Genomic DNA, 23,075 nt, shown 5'->3' with positions numbered 1-23,075 from the left:
CTACACCCTGACGAGCCCCCAGTCCGTGACCTGCTGGCGAGGTGGGCTACGGCCACCGGCAAGAACGACAACCGTGCGCTATTGCTTGCCTCGCTCAACGCAGCAATCGACGCCGAGGACCGGGACTTCAAGATTGGTCCGTCGTACCTGATGAAGTCTGACGCCGACCGGGATGGCGGGCTTGCGCTGGTGTGGGAGTACTCGATCCTGCCGCTGTTGGAAGAGCACTACTATGGCCGGCTCACCCGGTCCCAGGTTCATGCGCGATTCGGCCTCGACGCGATTCGCCGAGTCGCGACCTCCACCACCACCGCATGATGGCAGGCGCGGTGCGTTATGTGTTGGCGGAGAACGACCGCACAGGGGTGGTTGCCGAACTCGATCCGGTCCAGGTCGCGTGCCTACGCGGTACAGGCTTAGTGAAGGCTCGGCCACAGGGTCCCGGCACGGTTCGACTGCTGCCAGCGCGGCGGGTCGGGGCCGTGCATATTGGCGATGTGGACGTGGTCGTTACTCCCAAGGTCAGCATCGCGCGGTTGCTGTTCATGCTCGGTTACGCAGCCAACCCAGGTTTCCGACCGGAAAACGTGGACGGGATCGAGGACGAGGACTTGTGGCCAGCGGTTGCCGAAACGCTGTGTCGTCATACTGAACGGGCACTTGCCGGTGGTGTGCTCCTGGGGTATGTCACCGAGGAGGACGCAAGTACCGTGCTGCGTGGCCGCGTCCGCGTCGGTGACCAGATAGCACGACGGCATGGCATCCCGCTACCACTGGAGATCACTTACGACGAGTATTCCGTGGACACCCCTGAGAACCAGTTACTGCGGGCGGCACTCCGCCGGATGCTGGCAGTTCCCCGGGTGAGCGCCGGGCTCCGTGCCCGCCTGCGGCATCTCGATGGTCGGCTCGACGGCGTGTCCTCGCTGATCCCGAATGCATCCCTTCCGCAGTGGCGGTCAGACCGGCTCAACGCTCGTTACCATTCTGCGCTGCGCCTGGCCAAGCTGGTGCTAAACACGTCGTCGTTTGAAGTGGGTCTCGGCGGACTCCCCGTCGCTGCCTTCGTGGTTGACATGGCCGTGGTGTTCGAGAACTTCGTGACCGTGGCACTGCGTGAGGCATGGGCCTCCCGTCCAGGTGCGACTATCGGGCAGTATGCGACCACATTGGACACCGACAGCGTGGTCACGATGAACGTCGACGTCGTTCACGCCGTGGACGGAGTGCCTCAGATCATCGTGGACGCCAAGTACAAGTTGGAAGACAAGCGCGGCCGCTACCCGAACCACGACCACTACCAGATGCTGGCGTACTGCACGGCGCTCAACGTAGATGCTGCATGGCTTGTCTATGCCAGCGGGACATCAGCCAACACGCCGAGGCGGATTCGAAACTCGTCGATCACCATCACCGAATACCCTCTTGATCTGGACGTGCGGCCCCAGCAGTTGCTGGGCCAGATTGACCACCTGGCCACGACAGCCTGGTCCAGCCTGGGTTTGGCGCGTGGCAGGTAGTCTCGGTGTTCTTCTCTCAGCTGGCGAGGTCGCGACCGCTGGTCTCTCGTGCACGGCCACTTCTGGTGCTGCTTATCGCCAGGAGGGCGAAGCCGGAGATCACCATGAGGCCGTCGAGTACCAGTGGGCCGACAGCGGCCGCCAGGGGGTCGTACTGCCACGCCAGGAGTACGTCGCGTAGGTGACCATAGGAGATGATCGCGGAACCGAGCGCGACGGCGCCAGTGCCGGCGAAGCGGGCGAGTGCCCATTGCAAGCCTCGTGGCCAGCGCACGCGGGAGAGCACCTCCACCGACAGCAGCAGTCCGATGGGCCACACCGCAGCGCCGATCTGTGCCGCCACGGCCGGTGACCAGCCTGGTGCTTGGTCGGCTGTTGGCAGCCAGGTGTGCAGCACGTTTGCCGCGACTGACATGACTGAGGTTCCCCCGGTTTGCCGGAGACTTGGTTGTCAGGATTCGTCCGGCTCGGCTGGGAGCGTAGCCGGGCGGGTCTGTTGGCGGATATGCCGTGTCTGTTCGAACTCGTCGGGAGAGAGCCCGCCGAGTCCTTCCTGGATGCGGCGGGGGTTGTACCAGCCGTCGATGTAGCGGAGGATCGCTGCTTCGGCTTCGGCGCGGGTGGTGAACGTGGTGGCGGGCCAGTAGATCAGCTCGGTCTTGAGGGTCGACCACAGGTTCTCGGCGAGCGCGTTGTCGAAGCTGTCACCGACGCTTCCGGTGGACGGCGCGATGCCGGCGTCGGTGAGGCGCTGGGTGAACCGTAGAGCCGTGTATTGGCAGCCCTTGTCGCTGTGATGGGTCAGCTGTCCGTCGCGGACGTCGCGGGAGCGTAGGGCGTAGCCCAGCGCGGAGAGCACCAGCTCGGTGTCCGCGCGGGCGGCGGTGGCCCAGCCGACGACCTTGTTGGAGAACGCATCGCGGATGCTGGCCAGCCACAGCACCCCCTCACCGGTCATGATTCTGGTGAGGTCGGCTACCCACAGACGGTTCGGCTCGTCGGCGTCGAACTGCCGGTCGACGAGGTCCGGGGCGGCGGTGTGGCGCGGGTTCTGTCGGGTGGAGCCTCCTTTCCAACCCTTGCGCAAGAACGCGCCGGCCAGGCCGTGCTCGCGCATGATCCGCTCCACCCGCTTGCGACCCACCCGGACCCCTTGGCGGCGCAGTTCCAGCCACACCCGCGGGGATCCGTAGGTACCGGCGAACTCGTGCGCGGTGCGGATCTTGACGATCATCTCCAACAGGTGCGCGTCCTGCAGCGCCCGTCGGCTGGGCGCGGACTGGCGGGCCCGCCAGTCGTAGTAGGTCGACGGTGGGATGCCCAGGACCCGCAGCACGAGATCGACCGAGAACGTGTGGGCGTCGATAAAGCTCATGACGTCCTCCGGGTCGAGTCGATCTCGGAGGCGAAATAAGCGCTGGCCGCCCGCAACACCTCGTTGACCCGCTGCAGCTCAGCGTTCTCCCGCTTCAGCCGCCGGTTCTCGGCGATCATGTCGGTCGTCGGCCGATCAGCACGCTCGCCCTGGTCAGCCTCGTCTTGGCGGATCCAGTTCCGCAGCGCCTCGGGATGCACGTTCAACTGCTCAGCCAGCCTGCGGATCACCGGCTTCGGCTCGGACTCCCGGTACACACGCACCGCCCGTTCACGCAGCTCATCCGGGTACTTCTTGGGCGCAGCCACGATGACTTCCTTCCTCGGTTCACAAGATCAAACCTGGTTTGGAAGTCTCCGGACAACCGGGGGAACCTCAGACCGATCCGAACACGAAGCCTGCCCACGCCACCAGCCGTCCGCCAGCGGCTGGACGGCTGGTGACGGATGGTTGGTCGGTTGGTGAGGCGGTATCGCCAGGGTCACCAGCGCCGGCGTTCTTGGTCGCCAGCTCCGCCAGCGCCTTGCGTACGGCGTGATCTGTTGCTCCGGTCAGCCGCACGAGTGTCGGGCGACCGGGAGTCGGCTGGCCAGCTTGCCGGGCCGCATCGAGGGCTTCGCGTACCTGGTCGACGAGCTGTCCGTTGGTTGAGGTGGTCACCCGGTCACCACCTTGGCCAGCTGGTACAGCTTCGCCGCCTCGGTGTCGGTAAGGCCGATCATGCCGGTGCGACGTTGGAGGTCGAGCTGGCTGGTGATCCAGGCGTGGAATCCGTCGTGAGCTTCGGTCTCGGTCAAGCCCATCGCCGAGCCGATCTGTGCCCACGAGTCCGCCGCACCGGCCCGGAGCAGGTCGGCGACTGCGCACCAGCGTCCGCAGGTGGCCTCCTGGGAGATGCGGGTGCCGTACGCGAGTTCGGTGAACAGGTCATCCGGGTCGGGGTCCCGCTGCTCGGCGTGGGTGGCCAGGAAGGCTCGCATTCGGGCGTTGGACCACTGCTCCACCAGCTCGGTCATCGACCGCTGGGTGATGTCATTGGGCGTGCGGATCGACATGGGCTCTCCAATCGCGCCCGTCTCACGCACGTCTCACGGACGGTGCGGACGGGTCTGGGTTGGAGGCCCTGACCTGGACTATCTCCGGACGCTGACCAGCCGGATGGACCGGCGCGGATCCCTGCGGAGCGCCCTTGCCCCGCTGGGGGTCAAGGGGTCGCAGGTTCAAATCCTGTCAGCCCGACCGGGCAAAGGGTCGTTTACGCAGGTAGACGGCCCTTTTTGCTGCCCAGATAGGTGTCCTGGAACAAGATCGACAACTGGTCTCGTACACATTTTGTACACATGGTTCGGTGAGAGGGCGGCCTGATCGGCCGCGTCCACGAGGCGCCTTCTGGTGGCGGGACCTGGCTGGCAGGCGGGCGGGAACAGGCACGGTCTTGGTCAGAGGCTGTCGTCGAGGCCGAGTAGCTCACCGGGACTTTGGTGATGTCGGTAGCTTTCATCCGGGGTTGGTAGAGGCTCTGATGTGCCCTGGATTTCGTGGAGTCGGCTCGGTGGACTTCATGCCACGCTTGGGGCTGCGTGAAGCCTTTCATACTCGATCGGGGTGAGCATGCCCAGGGAGCTGTGGCGACGCTGCCGATTGTGGAAGATCTCCAGGTACTCGAAGATCGCGTTGGCCAACTCGATGCGGGTGCGCCAGCGTTGGCGGTCCAGCAACTCGGTCTGCATCCGGCCCCAGAACGATTCCATCATCGCGTTGTCATAGCAGTCGCCGATCGAACCCATCGATGGCAGCAGCCCGGATTCCTTGGCACGTAAGGTAAAAGCCCATGAGGTGTACTGGACACCGTGGTCGGAGTGGATCACCGTGTCCGCCGCGGCCTCGCGGTTGTGCAGGGCCATGCCGAGCGCGTTGGTCACCAACGCGGCGTCCTGGCGGCTGTCGATCGACCAGCCGACTACCCTGCGGGAGAAGGCATCCAGCACCACGGCGCAGTAGACCTTGCCTTCACGGGTGCGGTGCTCGGTGATATCGGTGATCCACAGCTGGTTCGGCGCGATGCGGACGAAATCGCGGTCGGCCAGATCGGTCGCGGTAGCCGTATCCGGTCGGGGCCGTCGATGTTTGCGGCCCGGAAGGCCTGTGATACCAGCACGTCTCATGAGCATCTCGACCGCGCCGTGGCTTACCGTGATGCCCCGACCCAGCATCAGCTCGGCGCGAACCCGTCGCGAGCCGTAGACCCCATTGGAGGCTGCGTGGACCTGCCTGATGAGGTCGGTCAGCCAGGCGTGCCGCACCGAGCGGGCCGACGGAGCCCGACCACGCCAGGCGTGCAGCCCTGATTCAGACACTCCCAGGATCCGGCAGGCGGTCTGAATCGGGAGCCCCTCCTGGGCCATCGCCACGATCGCGGCGAAGCGGGCTTTTGGGCGCACCGCCTCCTTGAGCAGTTCGGTGGCACGCTGGTGGATCGCCAGTTCGGTCTCCAGTTCGGCGATCCGACGTCGGGCCGAGGCCAGTTCGGCCTTCTCCACCGAGGTCAGCCCTGGTTCCTGTCCGGCGTCGACGAGCGCCTGGCGGCGCCAGGTGTAGATCGTCTGGTCGCTGATCTGCAGGTCGTGCGCGACCTGGGCGACGGTACGGCCGGCTTTGAGCAGGTCGAGGACCTTGCTGCGGAACTCCGGCGGGTAACTCCTGGGCATGCCGACCTCTCCTGGGGGTGATCAGCATGAAGTCCAGCAACCCGACTCCGCAAAACTCGGGGCACATCAGAGCCTCCATCAAACCCTGGGCGGTTCATCCTGACCGGCGTGACCGATCTGGGACTCCTCGATCTCGGACTCCTCAACCAGGACACCGATCAGCACAGACCCACGATCACGTTGTGATCTCACGGGGTTCGTGGACCGCAACCCGTTCGGACAGAGGATCTACACCTTTGAGGCCAGTAGTAAGGCCACACAGTCACCTCCAGTACTGGCCCTCAGCGGTTGTGCTGCCAGTCGTAGCCCTCATGACGCGCTCTTTCGGAACGCCGCCAAACGGTCCCTGAGCTCCTCGAGCAGGGGATAGATGATTGACTCGCCGGAGCCTCGGGAGCCGCGCCGAGCCAGCTCCACGCGGGGCAGCCAGGAGGGCGCGCCGTGGGGAACGTTCTTCTCGAAGAACTGCTCCCCGCTCACGCCGTCTGGATACCTGATGAAGGTCACTGGCCGGCCAGGGCCGCGCTCGTGCCGGGTGAACCGGCCCGCGCGGCGACCCATCCGCAGACCGCGACCAGGACCGCCGCCGTGACCAGACCGAACCGCACGGCGCCCGAGGGTTGGATCTGGTCCTGTGGACCCGCGGACAACGCCAGAACGGCGAGCGCGAGGACGGCGACGGCGACGGCGACGGCGACGGCGACGGCGACGGCGACGCTGTCGCGGCGCCGGAGCCGAGCGGCCAGCAGGACGCGGGCACCCAGGACGGTGACCGCGAGGGAGCCCGCGAGGACGGCCTGTACCTGGTAGACCGCCAGGGTGCGGAGTGCCACGACCGAGGCCAGCCAGGCCAGCAGGTCGAACCCGAGCCCGGCCAGGTACAGCGGCTGGCGCAGGGTGTGCAAGGTGCCGGTACTGCGTCGGGCGGTGAGGGCCTGAGTCACCGAGCCGGCGCCGTAGCCGACCGCCCCGCCCACCGCGAACCCCAATGCCACCACGGGAGCGACGGTCACCACAGAGCACCGTGCGTCGCTGCCGCCGAACCGTGGAGCCGCATCGAGTACCCTGCCCTCCAGCGTGTAGGCGGCCTGGCCGGTGACGCCAGCGGAAGCCAGGCCACGCGACGGTACCGGTCGCCCGTCCCGAACGCGCCGGCAGCGTACCGCGTGCCACCGCAGGCGATGGTCAGGTCCATGGCACGTGCCTGCCGAGTACGCGGGGTACGCGGGGTTGGCGCCGCCGTCGGGGGACGGTCGCGGCGGCGCGCCGAACCTGCCCGGACAACGGGAAGGTTTCCCCGCGGAACATCACCTGTGCGTCCCGAACCCGCCCGTCGCCGCGCGGTGGCGGGCACGGCGTCGCCTGCCGGCACGGCCTCCGCGCCTGGTGGAGTCGCCGGACCGGTCATCGTGACGGTGTCCCGGCCTGGCACGGCGGGTGGTAGGCGATGCCCGGGAAGTAGCGGTCCCATTCGGCGCGGCTGAGTGGTGGGTCGGCCACCGCGCAGACGTGGGTGGCGGCGATCTCCGGGTCGGTGTCCCACAGCCGTCCGGTGTGGTCCTCGCCCGCGCTGGCCAGGGTGTGTCCGTCCGGGCCGAACGCCACCGAGTACACCCGGTCGGTGTGCGCGTCGAGGTCGGCCAGCTCGGCCGGGTGCTCCCGGTCCCTGATGTCCCACAACCGCACGAGCCGGTCCGCGCCCGCGGTGGCGAGGGTCGTGCCGCGGTCGCCGAACGCCACCGAGTAGACGACGTCGACCTGGGCGATCGGGTCGATCTCGTGCGCCGGGTTCCCGAGGTCCCAGAGCCGGATGGTGCGGTCGGCGCCTGCGGTCGCGAGCAGCTGCCCGTCCGGGCTGAACGCCACGGACTTCACGGCGCCGCTGTGTCCGCCCAGCACGACGGGGTCGCGTGTGTTCGCGACGTCGCTGATGTCCCAGATCCGGGTCTGGCCGTCGTCGCCGGCGGCCGCGAGCCGGTTCCCGTCCTGGCTGAACGCGACCTGGTCGATACCCGCGGGGATGCCCAGCGATGCCAGCGCTCGCGGTGACCGGGGATCGCGCACGTCCCACAGCAGCACGGCCCGGTCGCTGCCGCCGGTGGCCAACAGCGTGCCGCCCCGGCTGTAGGCCACGCTGTTCACAGCGTCGGTGTGCGCGGTCAACGGCTCGCCGATTCTCGTGACGTGCCGCGCGTCGTGGGTGTCCCAGAAGCGCACGGTGTGGTCGGCGGACGCCGACGCGAGGATGCGGCCGTCCGGCGAGAACGCGACCGAGTTCACCGGCCCACCGTGTCCGGTGACGGTCGTCGCCTCGTCCGGATGCGCCGGGTCGGTGATCCCGCGCACCAGGATGGTGCCGTCGTAGCCGCCGGTCGCCAGTGCCTTACGGGCCGGGGAGAGCGCGACGCTGTACACGGCGTCGGTATGTCCGCTGAGGAGCGATCCGGCCATGTCCCAGAGGCGCGTGGTGTGGTCCTCGCTGGTGGTCGCCAGAGTGCGGCCGTCCGGGCTGAACGCGGCGCCGTAGACCGCACCGGCGTGCCCGGTGTACGTGGCGAGTTCGGTCAGCCCGCCGCCGTGGACGTTCCACAGCCGGATGGTGCGGTCGAGGCTCGCGCTCGACACGGACCGTCCGTCCGGCGCGAAGGCGAGCGCCCGGACCGCGTCCGAGTGCGCGAGGACCGACGCCGTCTGCACCGCGTTGCCGGGATCCGTGACGTCCCACAACCGGATCGTGCGGTCGCCCCCACCACTGGCGAGCACGTGCCCGTCGGGGCTGAACGCGATCGCGTCGACTTTGTCGGTGTGCCCGGCTAACGGCGCTCCGACGGCGCTGGGATGCCGGGGATCGGACACGTCCCACAGCCGGATCGTGCGGTCGGTGCTCGCCGTGGCGAGCAGCTTGCCGTCGGCGCGGAACGCCACGGCGATCACCTCGTCGGAGTGCGCCGTGATCGGGTCGGCGGCCGGCACGGGATGCCGGGGGTCGCTGAGATCCCACAGCCGTGCGGTGTGGTCCGAGCTGCCGGACACCAGCGTGCGTCCGTCGCGCGAGATCGCCACCGCGTTCACGCCCAGGGTGTGCCCCAGGAGGGTCACCGGCTCCGCGGGGCGCCGGGGGTCGGTGATGCCCCAGATCCGCACCGTGTGGTCCCAGCTCACGGTAGCCAGCACGCCGTGCCCGAAGGCAACCCCGTTGACCCCGCCGGTGTGCCCGACGAGTGTGGCGATCTCCCTGGCGTGGTGGGGATCCCGTACGCTCCACAGCCGGACGGTGCGGTCCATGCTCGCGGTGGCCATCAACCTGCCGTCGGCCGAGTAGGCCACCGCGCCGACCGCGCTGGTGTGGCGGCGGAGCTGCGTCGCGTACGGGGCGACGAGTGTGCTCAGCAGCGAGCCGCGCGCCTGCGGGGTCGGCGAGAGCCGGTACGCGGCCAGCGCCAGTTGCGCGGCGAGCGCGGGATCCGCGGCCCGCAGCCCAGCCGCCTCGGTCGCGACCCGTTGGGACACCGCGATGTTGCGTTGCTCGCCGGCGTCGAGCTCGGAGTGGAACGCGTACCCGCACGCGGCGATCGCCACGACCAGGAGCACGGACAGGACCGCCACGAGTTGTCGCAGGCGCAGGCGTTGTCGCCGTTCCCGCGCGGCGTCCTGTTCCAGTGCGGCGACGCTGGCGTCGAGGAACTGCCGTTCCCGTGTGGTCAGCCGCTCGTTGGTCCGGTCGTCCCACTCGCGCGCGGACGCCAGCCGAATCCCGCGGTAGAGCGCGCCGGGGTCGCGGTCCAGCGACTCCCAGGTCCTGGACGCGTCGGCGAGCTGGCGGTGGACGCGTCGGCCGTCGTGGTCCTCGGCCAGCCAGTCACGCAGCCGCGGCCACGACCGCAGCAGGGCCTCGTGTGTCATCTCGACCGAGTTCTTGTCGAGGACCACCAGCCGGGCCTCGGCGAGCCGATCGAGCACGAACGTCAGCTCGGGGTCGGGATCGAGCTCGTCCCGGTCCACTGTGGCCTTGACATCGCCGACGCCATCGCCGGGCGCGGTCAGCCGGAGGAACAGGTGCCGAACCAGGAGCCGCTGCTCGGGCGAGAAGCCCGCGTAGAGATCCTCAGCGGTCTTGGCCAGTGCGCCGTCGATACCACCCGCGGCCTGGAACCCGCGCAGCGTCACCGTGTTCCCGTTCCGTCGCCGCCAGGTCTCCAGCAGGGCGTGGGACAACAGCGGCAGCAGGCCGGCGTGCCCGCTCACCTGCGCCACGAGCGTGGTCAGCAGCGCGCTCTCCACCCGCGCACCGACCTGGGCCGCCGGCTCGACGATCACCTCGCGCAGCTCCTCGGCGGTCATCGCGCCGACCGCCACCTGGGCGTCCGCCAGGTGTGCGAGCAGCTCGGGTGAGTCCATGCAGTGGCCGTAGAAGTCGGCCCGCACGCCGAGCAGCACCCGGTACCGGCCACCCGGCTCCTCGGCGAGGTCCACCAGCCGCGCGATGAACTCCGCCCGCTCCGCGGCGTCCGTGCAGCTGGTGAACACCTCCTCGAACTGGTCCACCACGACCAGCGTGTCGTCGTGGTCCGCGAGCGGGTCGAGGTGCCGCAGTGGGTGCTGCCCTGGCGTGAACAGGACCACGTCCCGGGACGGTCCACGCCAATGAGCGATCACGCCGGCTCGGAGCAACGAGGACTTGCCGGCCCCGGAAGGTCCGAACACCGCGACGAGCCGGTGCTCGGCGAGGCGCGCCAGGACCTCGCCGGTCAACCGTGCGCGGCCGAAGAACTTCGCCGCGCATTCCGACTCGAACGCCCGCAACCCGACGTACGGCGGGTCCTGGTCGTCCCGTTGTACCAGTGCGGCCTCGTTGACGAGCGCCGCGGCCAGCTCACGCCAGCGGCGTTCCCATGCCACGACGTCGCCGTCACAGCCGCGCACGTAGGCCAGGGTCACCGCCAGGCTGGGCAGCTTCCGACCGGACGCGGCCTCGGACAGGGTCGCGGCCGAATAGTGCACACGCCTGCTGAGCTCGCGGTAGGCCGGACTGTTCGCTTTCGCCCGCAGTGCGCGCAGGTCCGCGGCGAAAGCCAACAACGGCTCGTCCCCTTGCGGCAGTTGCTGTTCACGTCGAGGCATCCCCCACCCCCGACGGCATTCTCCAGTCTCCCGCGAGCTCTGTCCACCTGCGATGTCAGCGCAGCGCTTCGGTGGCCACCCCCGCATACACCGAGGCGCCCGCGGTGTTGGGGTGCAGGCTCTGCTGGCTGAGGCCGTCCTCCCCCCTGGTGAGGTTGGCCGGCAGCGGCAGCACGACGCCGTGGATCAGTGCGTCGTCCGCGCAGGCGCCTCGCCCGTTGAACGCGGCACGCGGATCGGCGTAGGTGACCCCGTAGCCCTGGGTGTCCGCCCAGAGCGCGGCCTTGGCGATGGTCTGGTCCAGCAGGTCACCCATCTGCACGAGCCACGGGTATTCCCCGGTGCCGATGCCGGGGATGCAACCCCCGGCGTTCTCCATGAGCTTCGGATACCCCATGAGCAGGATCCGGGCGTTCGGCGCGAGCCGGTGGATCCCTGCCAGGACCTTCTCGATGCCGGCGAGCACCGGGCCGTTGATGCGCTCGGGTTCGGCCTGCGCGAGCGGCTTGGTGTCCCCGTCGAGGGTGGTGTTCTGGCACAGGTCGATGGTGCCGAGCGTGCACCGGGTCATGATGTCGGTGAACCTGGCGTCGTTGCCACCGATCGACAGCGTCACCAGCGTCGTGTGCTGGTCCAGGAAGCCCTGGTCCACCTGCGACCCCTCCTGGTACTGGCCGAACGTGGTGACCTTCAGGTTCGGCGTGGTCGCGCCGCTGCACGCCGACATGTGGTAGGTCAGCGTTGGGTCCAGGGTGTCGGCCCGGGTACCCACGGCCGTCGTGGTGTTCGGCAGCCGCATCTGCCGCGACCACGAGTTCGGCGAGCGGTGGCAGGCGTCCCGGAAGCGCCGGTCGTCGCCGTGGGAGTCGGTGCCGTCGTGGTCCGACGAGCGGTAGAAGTCCCACGCCCCGTCCACCGGGTCGTTGCTCGCGCCCTCCCCGGAGGCGTAGGAGTCCCCGAGCGCGACGACCTGGTCGGCCGGCTTGCGGCCCAGCGGCACGAACGCGACCGCGTCCCACGGCACGGCCCGCTCCCCGTCGCTGTCCGCCCAACCGGCGTTGAGCACGCCCGTGGTGGTGTTGGCCAGGGTCACCGTCGGCGTGCCGGTGAAGTTGAACGCCCCCAACGACTCCCAGTGCCCCGGTGCGGGCCGCCGGTTGTCGTCGAGGTAGTTGCCTTCCACGATCGTGCGGTTCGGACTGGTGCTGTCCGTGCCGCCGACCCGGTACACCGCCTGCGGTGTCATCGCGCCGTGGTCGGGGATGTAGACCAGCACCCGGGCCCAACCGCCCAGCTGCTGGTCCAGCGTCCAGGTGCCCTCGATCCGGTGCCTGACGTCCACGACGTCCGGCCCCCACGTGTGCGCGAACCACATGTGGCCGCCGAACCCGGTGTCGAGCTGGTGGAAGTCGATCTTCGACACGTACTTGCCGTTCGGGTCCGCGCTGAACCGGAAGCCGAGCGTGCCGTGGTTGACCCACGTCTTCCCACAGCCGGTCTGCGTCTGCACCCCGGCGGGCACGTCGTCCACGATCAACGCGTTGCCGGGCAGGCCGTTCGTCGAGCAGTCCGGGTTGTACAGCCTCCTGCTCGCCGGCGACGGCTCCGGCGCGCCGGGCTGGTACGCGAGGTTCTCCGTCCCGCAGTTGGCCGCACAGGTGGTCCACACGACCGAGGAATGCCACCAGCACTTGAGGTCGTCGCGCAGGCAGTGGCTGCCGGGGTCGTCCGGATACTCGCCGGGCTTGTGGATCTGCGCCATGTCGCACTGCACGGCCGCGGTGCAGAACTCGCCGAACCGTGGCCGGGAGGGGGTTGTCACGTTGGCGCCCCAGATCCCGGTCCGGTAGGCGGCGCCGTACTCGCCGGTCTTCCAGTTCAGCCGCAGCAACGCGTGCCGGGCCCAGCCGATCACCCGCTCGGGGTAGGACCAGTGGTTGGGATGCCGCGCGTCGTCATAGGTGGCGTCGAGGTAGCCGTGCCGGTCCAGCAGCAGGTCCTCGTTGGCCATGTTGTTGGTCCAACCGAGCCCGTACTGGCCGGAGGCGTCCGCGCCCTGGTTGTGCCAGCCCGTGTTGTACGCCCACAGCGCGTACCACCAGTTCTCCAGGTAGGCCGGGTTGCCGTCGTTGACCATCAGCCCGAGGCCGCGCAGCTGGTTCCACTTGTCCTGCAGGATTTGGAGACCGGCCGCGATGTTGGCGGCGTAGTCCACGGCGATGGCCAGCTGCTGGGTCGGTGTGTAGACGGTGTTGCCCTCCCGCACCGACATGCCGGTGGTCACCTGCGTGGCGCCGTAGCCGCAGTCGACGTTGTTGAAGTTCACCGTGTCCAGGCCCACGTTCTTGCCGTAGAAGCCGCCGATCTCGAAGTTGCCGCTCTCCCCGTCCGTGGCGTGGGGACTCGCCTGCCACATGTTCGACTCCTGCGCCATGACACCGAGCAGGATCTGCACCGGCACCTGACCCCCGCCGGTCAGCGGGTGCGACGGGAACATGCCCTGCGGCGTGTAGGCCGGCAGGTCGGAGCCGTTCCAGTGGGCGGGCCGCTGCACGGTGAGCGCGTTCTTCACCGCCAGGTCCGCCGCCCACTCACCCATCGCGGGTGTCGGCTGCAGCGCTTCGATCTTCGGGTCGTTGCGCGCCACCGCGCAACCCCGGTTCGGGTCCGTCGTGTCGGTGGCCGGGTCGGCCGCGCTCCGGTGCGGGGACTCCGCACCCGATCCGCCGAGTGCGGGCGAAGGCGCCGAGCCCGCCGCGGCGTCCACGGCCTGGGGGGTCACGGTGAACGCCGCCGGCACCCGCGTGGCGAGTGCGTCCGCCTGGATGGAGATCTGCCGGGCCTCGTCATTGCCGGCGCCGGCCCCCTGCCGGTGGTTGTCCACCGACGTGACCGCCAGGGCGCCCGTCGTGGACAACTCGGCCTCCGGGGAGACGTCGACCTGCCGCCACGCGTGCGGCGCGGTGATCCTCGCCTTGCCCTGCAGGAACACCTGTCCGCCGACCTGGTGCAGCTGCACCGAGTCCAGCGGCACGCTCGCGAGCGTCGCGTCGCGGGTCCCGTCGAAGCGGTGCACCTCGGTGTGGTCGGTCCGGGTCTCGTAGCCGAGGCCGTCGCCGGTGTCCACGGTCAGCCGGAAGGGACTGCCGTTCGTCGGCGCGAGCAGTTTCGTCCGCCCCTGGTCGTCGACGGTCGCCGGGCCTGCCGAAGTGGCGACGGCCATGCCACCCCGGTACGGGACCGCGGACGTCAGCTGTCCGGGGGCCTCGATCGTCCTGGTGACCTCGCCGGTGGCGAGGTCGACCGTGCGCAACTGCGAGACGTACTTCTCGCCGGCGAAGAAGTTCCGGGTGAACGCGGCGTCCTCGTGGGCACCGCAGCCCGGGTTGTAGTAGGCGAGGGAGACCGGGAACGGGAGCTTGCGGACCGAACCGCGATCCAGGTCCACGATCGCGGCCAGCCCACCGCCGCGGAACATGTCCTCGTGGTTGACGGCTTGGCGCGGGGCGTAGACGACGACCGCGTATCGGCCGGAAGAGCTGAGGCAGTGCTGCCCGATCCACTGGTCGGTGTCGACGCCCTGTTCGGTGAGCGTGGCCGCGGTCCGCCACTGGTAGCCGTCCTTCGCGTCAGCGACGAGAAGGTGCAGTCCGGTGGCATCGCCGTCCTCCACCACCACCCGGTCACTGGACTGCTGCCAGTCGGGACCGAGGACTCGCGCCCGTTCCCCCGCGGGAACGCCCGCCGGCGCGGCTTCGCTGGACGGCGGTGCCGGGACCGCGTCCGGCTCCGCGACGGCGGGCCGGACCACGGCGGTCAACGCGAGCACCGTCGCGACGAGCGGGACCGCGAACCTCCCGCGGCATCTGTGCCGATGCCGAGAACCCACGTGCATACCTTCCCCTCCTCTGCCTGGGGCGCCAGGACAGGCGACCGAAGTCGGTATATCGCGCGAACGATGTTCAGCGACCGGCTCGAGGCACCGAACGACAACCGCCGAACACCGGTTGTTCGGGCGATGTCGTTCAGTGTCGCTCCCGCCCACCTGGACAACGCCCGGTCATTAGCTTCAGGCGCGGTGGGCCGGCTCTCGCCACCGCTCGTACTCGTCAACCCGACGGGCGCCTCGACAGCCGGCCCCAACCGACAGAAGAGAGGGAGTACCGATGTTCACCAGAAAAGGTCCTGGCAGACGGAGAACCTGGGCCGCCGTCGCCCTGGCCACACTCATGCCCCTCCTCGGGCTCGGCGCACTGGTTCAGGTGGCGGCCGCGGACCTGGGCCACCCCCTGACCGGGTCAGCCACCAACGCCACGCCCCAACCGCCACCGATCCCGGTGGACGCGAACGGCAAGCGGCTGGCGGGGTCCTGGGCCGGGCCGTACACCTACCGGAACGGGCACAGCGGGAAATGCCTGGACATGACCGGCTACGACGACCTCGCCGCAGCCGTTCAGTACCAGTGTCTGAAGGGTTGGGCCTCCCAGGCCTGGTACGTCTGGCAGGCCGGCGGCGACGGCTCTGTCGCGTACCTGCTGATCGGCAACGGCGCCACCGGCAAGTGCCTCGACCTGTGGAGCTTCACCCGCGGCTCGGCCGTCATCCAGATGCCGTGCTACACCGGCCTCGCCAACCAGCAGTGGATCAGAACCGTCGCCAACCTGCAGCTGTACACCAACGCCGCTACCCAGTTCTGCATGGAGGTCGGCGGCTGGGCCACCCAGGACAACGCCGCGATCATCGAGTGGGACTGCTTCGGCAACCCGAACCAACTCTGGTTCGAGTACAACTGGAGTTGACACACCTCTCCCTCGCCGCGACGAACCTGCGCACACTCCAGGCCAGTCGCGGCGAGGTGACGTAGCGCCCGGGCGGGCGTCGGCGCCCCTGGCCTGGTCGACGCCGCGGTCCCTCGCCTCTGTCGCGGTTGTCGAGGCTCGGCGCAGCATGGTTCCGGCCGGCGAAGTCGGGGACTTCCGCCGTGAGCCGCTGGGGCGGCCCGAGCATGATTGCGACAGTGTTCCGCACCGGGGACTTGCCACCGAGATCTGATCGACCCCGCCTGTTCGACCGGTCGGTCATCGCCGTCGCCCCGCTAGCTTGACTCTGTCGGTGATCTTGCTTGTGTCGAGGTCAGCTGCTGACGGCCCGCCAGGACTTGAGTCGAGGGATCTCGTGCTGGTCCAGGAAATCCTGGAAGGCGGTCGGCAGCCGGGATGGGATGGCCTCGCCGGACGGTGGTAGGCCGCTGAGGCGTTCGATGTTCACGGCGATCGCCGTGAACACATGTTGCAGGTGGGCCTTGGGCTGTCCTCGGTAGCGGCAGCGACGCATGCCGTGTCCGTGAGCGAACTCGTTGACGGTGCCTTCCACTCCGGAACGGACCGCATACCGGGCATGCCAGTCGGGCGAGTGCTGCTCGGCGCGGACGCGGAGTTGCAGTTCGCGGAGTTCTCGCGGGGGAAAGCCCACGTTCCGGGCGCCGTCACGGGAAGTGGTGCACTGGCTGCGGACCGGACAGGGTTGACACTGGCCCTTGGTGAACCGCGCCACGATCAGCGGGGCGGCGGTGGGTGAGGAGGTTGGGTAGGGGCCATGCCAGCCTTTGCTGACCTGCCCTTGGGGACAGGTCACTTGCTGGCGATCGAAGTCGATGCGGAAGTCGTCTCGGTCGAAGCCTTCGTTGCGGCGGTGCTGGCGAGTGGGGTTGCCCGGCAGCGGCCCGGTGACGGTGACCTGATGTTCCCGGGCAGCGTGTTCCAGGTGGACCAGGGAGGTGTAACCACCGTCGACGAGATGCTCGGCGGGCAGCAGACCACGGCGCTTCAGACGGGTGTGAATGCCGGGCAGAGCTTGGGCATCGCTGGTCGTGACCGCGGTGGTGGCCACATCTGTGATCACGTTGGCGCCCTCAGTTGAGCAGGTTTCGGTGAGATGGGCCAGGAATCCTGTCCAGCGGGTGGTCTGTCCCCGTCGTGCGTAGCGGGCGGTGGAGTCATAGGGAGAGACGATCGCCCGGGACGAGGGCGGCAGCCCGCCCTCGTCGTCGGTGCGCCAGCGCAGACGGCCCGCCGCGTCACGGTAGTAGTTCTGCACGACGATCTGCCGCAGCGTCTGAACCCGAGGCCCGAACGCATGGCCCCTCCCATGAGTGTGGAGATGATCCAGTAGCCGTAAGGCGTTATCGCCAGCAAGTGTTGATCCTGGTCTTGGGCTTGGTGGGATTCTTGCCCAGCCGGACCGGCCGACCGTAACGACGTCCCCACTCTTCATCCACCAGACCGACCAGCAACTGCGGAGCGGCGCCCGCGACCTCCTCCAACGCGGCTCGTATCGCCTCGGTGATCAGCTCCAGCCGGGTCAGGTCGCGCACCGCGGCCAGAACATGGGTGGAATCGGTGCGTTGCGTGCCGCGTTCACGTACCAGCCCAGCGTCCTTGAGTCGGGCCAGCGCGAGGTCGAGCAGGCGGTCAGCGCGATCACCCTGGGCGAGACGGTCACGGAAGTCAGCCAGCACACTGTGATGGAAGGCGGAATCATCCAACTCCATGGCCAGGGCGTACTTGAAATCGATGCGACAGCGCACCGCCTCAGCCGCCTGACGGTCCGACAGATCAAGCAGGAACTGCAACACGCAGACCGTGGCCAACTGAGCTGGTGAGAGACCAGGACGCCCATCACGCGGGTACCAGTCGAGGAAGTCCTCGTCACGCCACAGCCCGTTCAGCCGATCCTTCACCCACATCGCAGTCGTACCGCCCGGATTACTCGCCCGCGCAACCTGCGCGGTCAGAGACGGAACCTGCTCACCGGAACGGACACGAACGGACAACGGGCACCTCGGCAGCTACATCGACCTTCGAACGAGGTCGATCATGCTATTGATCACGTGCCGAACCCTGAAACCAAGATCACCGACAGAGTCAAGCTTAGGCAACGCTGTTGTGGTGAATTCCCTGGACGATCGCCTCCCCCGTGATGGCGGACCAAGCCATGGGATGACGGCTGGCCGTTATTTGTACATCGCCGAGTAGTTGCCCACCCGGAACCGTCCCACCGTGGCGGAGTGGCGCGTCGGTCAGTTTATCGCGCGGTGGATGCCGTCGCGGAGTTGGCCGACCTGGATGGTGGTTCCGGAGTGCGTGCCGCCGCGGATCACGTTGCTGATGTGGGTTGGCCGGGGTTCGTTGGCGTCGTCGGCAAACTCGGGTGTGGCGCGCTGCTCGTCGACGCCATGTGCCAGTAGGTCGCCGCTGAGGTTGGGGACGTATAGGTAGACCACGCCGGTGAACTCCTTGACGTGCACCGTCGTCGGCGCCAGGCGCGACGGCGGCAGCGTCGCGTGCTCGCTCGCCACGACGTCGTCGAACACCCGCTGGGACAGGACGACTGCGAGGAAGGTGTGTTCCGGGTCCGACTGGGTGAGCAGGTCGCGCACGGCTTGGGCGTCGAGCAGGCGATGCGTGTTGACCACCGTGGTGCCGATGACCGCCGAGTGCCCGTCGGTCCCCTGCTCTCGGACTGGAACCGACGTGGAGGCTGGCCCGCATGCGCAGGCGCACGTCGCGGCTCCGCTCTCGCAGGCGGCGGTCCCGTTGGGCCAGTACGTCCTGCAGTGTGTCGAACAACTTGCTGATTACGGCGGGGAGGTGGCGGGTGTCGAACCCGATGCCGAGACCGTCGCCGCTGTTGTGCGGGAATAATGCGTTCTGCCAGACCTCGCCGAGTCCGGCCTGTTCGAACGCGAGCGACAGGACGTCTGGGATCATGTCGGCGAGGAACGCCTGGTTGGTGTCGGTGTTGCGGCCGAACTCTTTCGCGTCAACCACAAGCACTGCCCGATACGGCGGCAATGCGATCGGCTCGCGCTGCCGGGCGCCGCCGACGGAATCATCAACGTCGGACATACAACTCCCGGAATCAGCGAGCGAAACGACATTCCCACTGTGGAACAAAAACACTAGCCTGCGGTATCCCTGGCGGCATTCTGTCCACTTTTTGTCCTGTGCCTCGTCTCCCGGCGAAGCGGGTACCCTTGGCGGGCATATCAGGATGCCACGAATCGTCTCACCGGCGCGGTGCGCGGCGCCGTTGTCCAGGCACACCGTTTACGGCGGCATACACGTGCACGTCGGCACGAGCAAGGATGACACTGCCGCTCCGGCCACGCCACCGCCGTCCGGCTGGGCCGACGTACCTGCCCTCCCGGACGAGGTACGGTTTCTCCTGCAGGCGCAAGTCGAAGCGGCGAAGGACCTGCCCTACCGGCTTCCCGGCGCCCGCCGGCCGTCGCTGGACATCGTGTACGTGCGCCAGGACCTCGGCAGCGGCGTGGACGAGCCACTGTCGGAGCATCAACGTCCGGCGTCGATCCTTGACAGCAGGGGCCAGTTGGTCGATGCACCGAGCCGCCCGGTCATGCGCGTGGCTGTCCGTCCGCCGGCGCGGACGGTCCGGAAGGCGTTGGACGAGAACGACTGTTGCTCGTCCCCGGTGGTCCCGGCCAGGGCAAGTCAACCCTGTCGTTGCGGTTGGCCGCGATGGTGGCCAGTAGTGGCTCTGCGGGGAAGCAGATCCCGAGACGGCCTCGCTGGCCTAACCGGTCGTCCCGCTGCGGTTGCCGGCACGCGAGCTGGCGACACGGCTGGACCTGCCGTTCCCGGAGGCGCTCGCGAAGAGCCCGGCCGCCGAGTACAACCGGCTGGTGGTTTCCCCACCGACCACGCGGACCGTCCAGGAACGGGTCGCGGGCTGCCGATGGTTGCTGCTGGTGGACGGCCTCGACGAGAACGCTGGCGGTGCCGACCGGGATCGCCTGGTCAGCACGCTCACTGGGTGGGCATCGCAGGACGGCTCGCGTGCCGGTTCGTCCTCGCTCACTGGGCACGACGCGCTGCGGTGGAGGTTCTCGCGTTCGAGGCGGATGGACGGTTGGTGACCGGGTCGCGGGACGGCACCGCTCGCCTGTAGGACCGCGAGGGAACGTTGCTGCACACGCTCATCGGGCACACGAGGCTGGTCGACCAGCTGGCATTGGCCCCGGACGCCGCCCGTCAGGACCTCAACCTCCTGGCTCGCCACGTCGTCCAGAGCGTTGGCCAGCGCTGGCAGCTGACCGAGTCGCTCCTCAACGGCATGAAGGACGTCGGACTCGACGATCCCGCTGTCCGCTCGTATGTCCTGCCTCTCGCACTGGTGCTCGGCGAGACATGGTGTCCGAACCTGCGTGCTGAATATGAGCGGTACCAGGCCGCGAGCCAGCTCTTCGACGATCTCCCGGCCAAGTTCCGCACATTTCAAGGTGTTGACGGCGCAACGCCTGCTGTTTGACTGGCGCGACGGCTTCGCCTGCTGCCTGCGCCACCGCAGAGTATCGGGCTGGCCGCGTTGGTATTCCGGTCTCCGGAGGTCTTGATTTGGCACAGCGTTCGTGTGCCTGACACGGTGGCATCGTCGGACCCTGCATTGAGAAACAGGTGTCTGACGAGACCTCCCTAGTACCAGCCCTCGCGCCCATGCTGAGGTACCCTCGACGCAAGAAGTGCGGCTTGACCAGCGAAACTCTGCTTGACCAAACGGTGTCTATGTCGGTGTTGGTGGGGAAGTCGCTGAACCCGAAAACTGGGTGCGGTATGCTTCTCCGTGAGCTGGACGGACGATCCCCGAGCACAGCACTTAGCTTTCTGCGGCTGGGGGGTCGAGGGGTCGCAGGTTCAAATCCTGTCAGCCCGACCGACATTTGCGCAGGTCAGGGCCTCTTTCGTGATCCGCGAGAGGGGCCCTGAGTCATGTTCGGGGCCTTCGGATCTCACAAAATCTCACGCTATGAAGTTGATCTAGCTTCCGAGGAGTCCCTCGAGCACGGCGCTCGCCTGCCGGAGGTCTTCCGCCGATGGGTGCACGTACACCCGGTCTGCGATGGTCAGGTCGCCGTGACCCGCCCACGCCGACACGATCGGCCCCGGCACGCCGGACATCCGCAGGAACGTCAGGCACGCGTGCCGCGCGTCGTATAGCCGCACTCGGCGCACACCGGCCGCGTCCATCAGTTCGTACGCCCGTCGCCGGAGCCAGTCCGTGCGGACCGCCCGCCCGAGCTCGTCAACGACTACATAGCCGCTGGCCTCGTACGCCTCACCGGCGGCGAGGCGCTCCTTCGCCTGCCGCGCCTTGAACGTGCGCAGCGCGGCGGCGGCTCGAAGGGGGAGAGGCAGCGTGCGGTCCCGGTTCTCGGTCTTCCCGCCCTTCTCTTCGACCTCGCCACCCTCGTCGCCCCACACGATCGTGCGGGTGTTCTCGCCCGCGATGATCGTCGGCGGGTCCGCTTCGAGATCGACGTGGTCCTCCCACTTCACGCCGCGCCGGCGCCCAGGTCTGCTGGACCTGCGGGGCTGCTCATGTGCGCGTGACGGTCGGGATGCCTGCCACGCTGTACTCGCACGGCGTGGCAGGCACGGTCCTCGGTCAGGCCGGCAGATCGAGCACGACGGTGCTGCCCGCGGTGACGTCCACGGGATCCGGGTAGTGCCGCGGACCGCCGTCCGGGCCGCCCTTGCCCTGGTATTCGAGCCTGACCTGCTGCGTGGCGAGACCGGACAGGGTGTACTCGGCTCCGGCCCTGATCCTGGCTTCCGGCGCGGCCCAGTCACCGGTCCGCGCGTTCGCGGCGACGACGTACACGAACTGCAGCGGAATGTCGGCACCGGTGACGTGCCCGGTCAGCTTCCCGGCGGCCGGCAGGCTGGCGTCGGCGGTGGCGGCTTGCCCCGGTCGCACGGCGATGCCTTGTGCAGCAAAGCGATCGGCGGCGCCACCCGACCATTCCCAGGCATAGGCGCCGGAGTAGTCGGGGAACTGGACCCGCCACTCGTACGGGCCGAGGTTGTCAATGGTGTACCGCCCGTCCGCCCCGGTGCACCGGGTGTTGACCGGGGTGAAGGACCAGGTCGCGACCGGAGTCACCGACGGGCAGAGGCCCGAGACCGGGGCGCCGTTCTGGGCCGCGGTCACCACACCGCTGATCGAACCGGCGGGGTCCAGCCGGACCGGCATGTCCGTGGTCTGGTGGCTGGCCAGCTGGAACCAGGCCGCCTGCGCCAGGTCGCCGGTGCCGCCGCCGGCACCGACCCACTGGCTGCCGTGCACGCCGTCGGTCGTGTAGACGAACACTCGGTACCGACCGGGCCAGTAGTAGTCGAGCCGGATGTTGCCCTGGGCGTCCGCGCACACCGAGTTCGATTCCGGCTGGACCACGCCGCGGGCCTGCTCGTCCAGCACGACGACACAGGCGCCGGGCACCGCCGCGCCGGTCTGGGCGTCCCGCATGCTGATCGTCAGCAGTGTCTTGGCGGTCAGCGACAGGATCACCGTGGTGGTCTCGTTGGGGCGCACCACCGTCTCCTCGACGGTGCTGAACAGGTAGCCGTCCGGCTGCGAGGCCAGGCGATAGGTCGTCGGCATGATGCCCGTGAACACCACCCGCCCGTCGGTGTCGCTGACACCGCTGATGTTGACGTCGAGGTCCTGCCAGTCGTTGCCGTTCACCGTCGCACCGGCCACCGGCTCGCCCGTGACGTCATCGACGACCGTGACCTCCAGGTTGCCGGTTTCGAACATGGTCTCGGTCATCGTGGTCTCGTTGTCCGGGGCGACGGTGATCACCTCGGCCGCGTCGAACGATCGTTTCTGGCCCGTCCATTGGGGAATTCCTGTCGAGCTGCGGAAGTGGAGCTTGTAGCCGCGCGCAAGCAGGCGACCGAACCGGAACGACCCGTTGGCGTCGGTGCTCGTCCCGTCGAGCCGGTTCTGGCTCAGGTCGTAGACCTCCACGAGGCTGTCGGGCATCGGGGCGCCGGCACTGGTCACAAACCGACCGGCGAGCGAGCCGTAGTCCAGCGGCGTCAACGCGATCGACGCCGTGCCCGGCGAGGTGACCGGGTCGGCGTCCGCGTAACTCGTCTTGCCGAACGACCACTGCTCGACGTAGTCGTTGGCGATCACCTTGATCCGGTACTCCCGGCCCGGCGTCAACCAGTACAGGTCGAAGTGGCCGGACGCGTCGGTGTTCGCCCCGCCCGAGTTCCCGGTCACCGAGCTGTATGCCTCGACCCAGGCGCCGGCGACGGGCGCTCCGGTCCTGACGTTGGTGACGAAACCCTCGATGCCCACACTCGCCGCGCTGGCCGGCACGACCAACCCCGCCATCCCCAGCACCACGACGACCAGCGTCACCACACAACGCGGTATCACCCGTCTCATCACTCCCCCAGACATCAAGCGACATATGGGGCGAACGCTATCCGCGGCAGCGTGCCGCGACCACGAAGAACGACCCGCAGTTGTCGGTCCCGG

The 23,075-nt window shown here is 68.5% G+C and carries 19 protein-coding genes and 1 pseudogene; 5 read left to right on the top strand and 15 right to left on the bottom strand.

All coding sequences use genetic code 11. The annotated features are described in order from the left end of the window. Positions 1 to 318: pseudogene (locus VET29_RS36445) on the top strand (DUF4357 domain-containing protein); the annotation flags it as partial. Beyond that, complete coding sequence (locus tag VET29_RS36440; protein ID WP_324929447.1) at positions 315 to 1,520, top strand: McrC family protein; 1,206 nt, start codon at positions 315 to 317, stop codon at positions 1,518 to 1,520. The pseudogene VET29_RS36445 and the gene VET29_RS36440, both read left to right, overlap by 4 nt. A gap of 16 nt (positions 1,521 to 1,536) precedes the next feature. On the opposite strand, the gene VET29_RS36435 is transcribed toward VET29_RS36440, so the two are convergent. The 10 genes from VET29_RS36435 to VET29_RS36390 form a co-directional block, all read right to left on the bottom strand. Beyond that, a complete protein-coding gene (locus VET29_RS36435; RefSeq protein WP_324929445.1) occupies positions 1,537 to 1,935 on the bottom strand; it encodes a DUF2637 domain-containing protein in 399 nt (132 codons plus the stop codon). Positions 1,936 to 1,971: 36 nt separating this feature from the next. Then, complete coding sequence (locus VET29_RS36430; RefSeq protein ID WP_324929443.1) at positions 1,972 to 2,895, bottom strand: IS3 family transposase; 924 nt, start codon at positions 2,893 to 2,895, stop codon at positions 1,972 to 1,974. Then, positions 2,892 to 3,203: a transposase gene (locus tag VET29_RS36425; RefSeq protein WP_324929441.1), complete on the bottom strand. Its 312-nt coding sequence runs from the start codon at positions 3,201 to 3,203 to the stop codon at positions 2,892 to 2,894. Before VET29_RS36425 ends, VET29_RS36430 begins: the two co-directional genes overlap by 4 nt. Before the next feature lie 67 nt (positions 3,204 to 3,270). After that, a complete protein-coding gene (locus VET29_RS36420) occupies positions 3,271 to 3,555 on the bottom strand; it encodes a hypothetical protein (RefSeq protein ID WP_324929439.1) in 285 nt (94 codons plus the stop codon). Beyond that, positions 3,552 to 3,950 (bottom strand): hypothetical protein, encoded by a 399-nt coding sequence (locus VET29_RS36415; protein WP_324929437.1) that lies wholly within the window; start codon positions 3,948 to 3,950, stop codon positions 3,552 to 3,554. The genes VET29_RS36420 and VET29_RS36415 overlap by 4 nt, the downstream gene beginning before the upstream one ends. A gap of 504 nt (positions 3,951 to 4,454) precedes the next feature. Continuing rightward, positions 4,455 to 5,603: an IS3 family transposase gene (locus tag VET29_RS36410; protein WP_324929435.1), complete on the bottom strand. Its 1,149-nt coding sequence runs from the start codon at positions 5,601 to 5,603 to the stop codon at positions 4,455 to 4,457. 309 nt (positions 5,604 to 5,912) lie between these two features. Then, positions 5,913 to 6,164: a hypothetical protein gene (locus tag VET29_RS36405; RefSeq protein ID WP_324929433.1), complete on the bottom strand. Its 252-nt coding sequence runs from the start codon at positions 6,162 to 6,164 to the stop codon at positions 5,913 to 5,915. Continuing rightward, positions 6,107 to 6,616 carry a hypothetical protein gene (locus VET29_RS36400; RefSeq protein ID WP_324929431.1) on the bottom strand — a complete coding sequence of 170 codons (510 nt, stop codon included), beginning with the start codon at positions 6,614 to 6,616 and terminating at the stop codon, positions 6,107 to 6,109. Before VET29_RS36400 ends, VET29_RS36405 begins: the two co-directional genes overlap by 58 nt. Before the next feature lie 391 nt (positions 6,617 to 7,007). Continuing rightward, positions 7,008 to 10,724 carry a hypothetical protein gene (locus VET29_RS36395; RefSeq protein WP_324929429.1) on the bottom strand — a complete coding sequence of 1,239 codons (3,717 nt, stop codon included), beginning with the start codon at positions 10,722 to 10,724 and terminating at the stop codon, positions 7,008 to 7,010. A 55-nt stretch (positions 10,725 to 10,779) separates the two neighbouring features. Further along, positions 10,780 to 14,619 (bottom strand): SGNH/GDSL hydrolase family protein, encoded by a 3,840-nt coding sequence (locus VET29_RS36390; protein ID WP_324929426.1) that lies wholly within the window; start codon positions 14,617 to 14,619, stop codon positions 10,780 to 10,782. A 271-nt stretch (positions 14,620 to 14,890) separates the two neighbouring features. On the opposite strand from VET29_RS36390, the gene VET29_RS36385 reads away from it, so the two are divergent. Then, a complete protein-coding gene (locus tag VET29_RS36385; protein ID WP_324929424.1) occupies positions 14,891 to 15,523 on the top strand; it encodes an RICIN domain-containing protein in 633 nt (210 codons plus the stop codon). A 334-nt stretch (positions 15,524 to 15,857) separates the two neighbouring features. Here VET29_RS36385 and VET29_RS36380 read toward each other — a convergent pair whose 3' ends face one another. From VET29_RS36380 to VET29_RS36370, 3 genes are all read right to left on the bottom strand, one after another. Beyond that, on the bottom strand, positions 15,858 to 16,820 hold the full coding sequence (locus tag VET29_RS36380; protein WP_324929422.1) for a transposase: 963 nt from the start codon (positions 16,818 to 16,820) through the stop codon (positions 15,858 to 15,860). An 85-nt stretch (positions 16,821 to 16,905) separates the two neighbouring features. After that, entirely contained in the window at positions 16,906 to 17,556 is a 651-nt protein-coding gene (locus VET29_RS36375; protein ID WP_324929420.1) for a transposase, read from the bottom strand. Between the two features lie 246 nt (positions 17,557 to 17,802). Then, entirely contained in the window at positions 17,803 to 18,198 is a 396-nt protein-coding gene (locus tag VET29_RS36370; RefSeq protein ID WP_324929418.1) for a hypothetical protein, read from the bottom strand. A gap of 1,143 nt (positions 18,199 to 19,341) precedes the next feature. On the opposite strand from VET29_RS36370, the gene VET29_RS36365 reads away from it, so the two are divergent. Continuing rightward, positions 19,342 to 19,662 (top strand): hypothetical protein, encoded by a 321-nt coding sequence (locus VET29_RS36365; protein WP_324929416.1) that lies wholly within the window; start codon positions 19,342 to 19,344, stop codon positions 19,660 to 19,662. A gap of 47 nt (positions 19,663 to 19,709) precedes the next feature. Then, positions 19,710 to 20,054 carry a hypothetical protein gene (locus VET29_RS36360; protein WP_324929414.1) on the top strand — a complete coding sequence of 115 codons (345 nt, stop codon included), beginning with the start codon at positions 19,710 to 19,712 and terminating at the stop codon, positions 20,052 to 20,054. Positions 20,055 to 20,560: 506 nt separating this feature from the next. Here VET29_RS36360 and VET29_RS36355 read toward each other — a convergent pair. Continuing rightward, positions 20,561 to 21,079, bottom strand: coding sequence for a tyrosine-type recombinase/integrase (locus VET29_RS36355; RefSeq protein ID WP_324929412.1), 519 nt, complete (start codon positions 21,077 to 21,079; stop codon positions 20,561 to 20,563). Between the two features lie 109 nt (positions 21,080 to 21,188). Further along, a complete protein-coding gene (locus tag VET29_RS36350) occupies positions 21,189 to 22,982 on the bottom strand; it encodes a carboxypeptidase regulatory-like domain-containing protein (protein WP_324929410.1) in 1,794 nt (597 codons plus the stop codon). Positions 22,983 to 23,075: the final 93 nt, after the last annotated feature.

It is taken from the genome of Actinophytocola sp., assembly GCF_035634895.1.
In the GTDB taxonomy this organism is placed as follows: Bacteria; Actinomycetota; Actinomycetes; order Mycobacteriales; family Pseudonocardiaceae; genus Actinophytocola.
Note: the sequence above shows the minus strand (reverse complement) of the source record. Positions and strands in the feature narration are given on the sequence as shown.

Coding starts and splice junctions, on each gene's coding strand:
- VET29_RS36405 (WP_324929433.1), bottom strand. CDS start 6,164: ATGGGTCGCCGCGCGGGCCGGTTCACCCGGCACGAGCGCGGCCCTGGC.
- VET29_RS36385 (WP_324929424.1), top strand. CDS start 14,891: ATGTTCACCAGAAAAGGTCCTGGCAGACGGAGAACCTGGGCCGCCGTC.
- VET29_RS36435 (WP_324929445.1), bottom strand. CDS start 1,935: ATGTCAGTCGCGGCAAACGTGCTGCACACCTGGCTGCCAACAGCCGAC.
- VET29_RS36430 (WP_324929443.1), bottom strand. CDS start 2,895: ATGAGCTTTATCGACGCCCACACGTTCTCGGTCGATCTCGTGCTGCGG.
- VET29_RS36440 (WP_324929447.1), top strand. CDS start 315: ATGATGGCAGGCGCGGTGCGTTATGTGTTGGCGGAGAACGACCGCACA.
- VET29_RS36350 (WP_324929410.1), bottom strand. CDS start 22,982: ATGAGACGGGTGATACCGCGTTGTGTGGTGACGCTGGTCGTCGTGGTG.
- VET29_RS36395 (WP_324929429.1), bottom strand. CDS start 10,724: ATGCCTCGACGTGAACAGCAACTGCCGCAAGGGGACGAGCCGTTGTTG.
- VET29_RS36410 (WP_324929435.1), bottom strand. CDS start 5,603: ATGCCCAGGAGTTACCCGCCGGAGTTCCGCAGCAAGGTCCTCGACCTG.
- VET29_RS36390 (WP_324929426.1), bottom strand. CDS start 14,619: ATGCACGTGGGTTCTCGGCATCGGCACAGATGCCGCGGGAGGTTCGCG.
- VET29_RS36415 (WP_324929437.1), bottom strand. CDS start 3,950: ATGTCGATCCGCACGCCCAATGACATCACCCAGCGGTCGATGACCGAG.